We start from the raw sequence: 2,038 nt of genomic DNA on the forward strand, positions 1-2,038 counted from the left end.
ACGTCAAGGTGGATACCGACACCTCAGCCACCGGCGAGCAGGACACCCTGACCTTCACGACGCAGAACTGGAACACGGACCAGCCGGTCACGGTGAGCGCGGCCGAGGACGGCGATGCCGACGACGAGAGCACGAGCATCTCCGTATCCGCATCGGGCGGTGGTTATAGCGAAGCGAGGGGCACGGTCAGCATCAATGTGACGGACGACGACCAAGGGACATTGACCCTGCCGTCGAGCACCGTCACGGTCAACGAGGGCAATACCACCACCTTCGATGTGCGACTGTCGGAGCAACCGTCCGCAACCGTCACGGTCACCCTGACCCAGCCGAGCAACGCCGACGTCAAGGTGGATACCGACACCTCAGCCACCGGCGAGCAGACCACCCTGACCTTCACGACGCAGAACTGGAACACGGACCAGCCGGTCACGGTGAGCGCAGCCGAGGACGGCGATGCCGACGACGAGAGCACGAGCATCTCCGTATCCGCATCGGGCGGCGGTTATGGGGAAGCGAGGGGCACGGTAAGCATCAATGTGACGGACGACGATGCTGGAACTCTGACCCTGCCATCGGGCACCGTCACGGTCAACGAGGGCACTACCACCACCTTCGAAGTGCGACTGTCGGAGGAACCGACCGGACCCGTCACGGTCACGCTCGCTCAGCCGAGCAATGCCGACGTCAAGGTGGACACCGACACCGGAACAAACGGCGAGCAGAACACCCTCACCTTCACCACTACCGACTGGAACACGGCCCGGTCGGTCACGGTGAGCGCGGCCGAGGACGGCGATGTCGACGACGAGAGCGCGAGCATCTCCGTATCCGCATCGGGCGGTGGTTATAGCGAAGCGAGGGGCACGGTCAGCATCAATGTGACCGACGACGACCAAGGGACATTGACCCTGCCACCGGGCACCATCACGGTCGGTGAAGGCGGTACCACCACCTTCGATGTGCGACTGTCGGAGGAACCGACCGGACCCGTCACGGTCACGCTCGCCCAGCCGAGCAATACCGATGTCAAGGTGGACACCAACACCACGGACACGGGTGAGCAGAACACCCTCACCTTCACCACTACCGACTGGAATACGGCCCAAGCGGTCACGGTGAGCGCAGCCGAGGACGGCGATGCCGACGATGACAGCGCAAGCATCTCCGTCTCGGCATCTGGCGGTGGTTATGGCGAAGCGACGGGTACGGTGAGTATCAATGTGACCGATGACGATACGGGAACCTTGACCCTGCCATCGGGCACCATCACGGTCGGTGAGGGCACTACCAATACCTTCAGCGTGCAGTTGTCCGCACTACCATCCGGAACCGTCACGGTCACGCTCGCCCAGCCGAGCAATACCGACGTCAAGGTGGACACCGACACCGGAACAAACGGCGAGCAGAACACCCTCACCTTCACCACATCCGACTGGAGCACGGCCCGGTCGGTCACGGTGAGCGCAGCCGAGGACGGTGATACCGACGACGAGAGCGCGAGCATCTCCGTTACCGCATCGGGCGGCGGTTATGGGGAAGCGAGGGGCACCGTCAGCATCGAGGTGACGGACGACGATGCTGGAACTCTGACCCTACCCTCGGGCACCATCACCGTCGACGAAGGCAATACCAACACCTTCAGCGTGCAGTTGTCGGCACTACCATCCGGAACCGTCACGGTCACGCTCGCCCAGCCGAGCAATACCGACGTCAAGGTAGACACCGACACCGGAACAAACGGCGAGCAGAACACTCTCACCTTCACCACTTCCGATTGGAGCACGGCCCAGTCAGTTACGGTGAGCGCGGCCGAGGACGGCGATGCCGACGACGAGAGCACGAGCATCTCCGTATCGGCGACCGGCGGTGGCTATGACGATGCCAACGGTACAGTGAGCGTCGATGTGAACGACGACGATGCGGGAACCTTGACCCTGCCATCGGGCACCGTCACGGTCGGTGAAGGCGGTACCACCACCTTCGATGTGCGGCTGTCGGAGCAACCGTCCGCGACCGTCACGGTCACGCTGGCCCA

General features: G+C 63.4%; 1 protein-coding gene. It reads left to right on the forward strand.

Going from position 1 to position 2,038, the window contains the following annotated elements:
- Nucleotides 1–2,038: beta strand repeat-containing protein (locus tag BF99_RS23540; protein WP_025772123.1), on the forward strand; the 2,038-nt coding region annotated here is incomplete at both ends.

This window comes from Thioalkalivibrio sp. HK1, assembly GCA_000583135.1.
In the GTDB taxonomy this organism is placed as follows: Bacteria; Pseudomonadota; Gammaproteobacteria; order HK1; family HK1; genus HK1.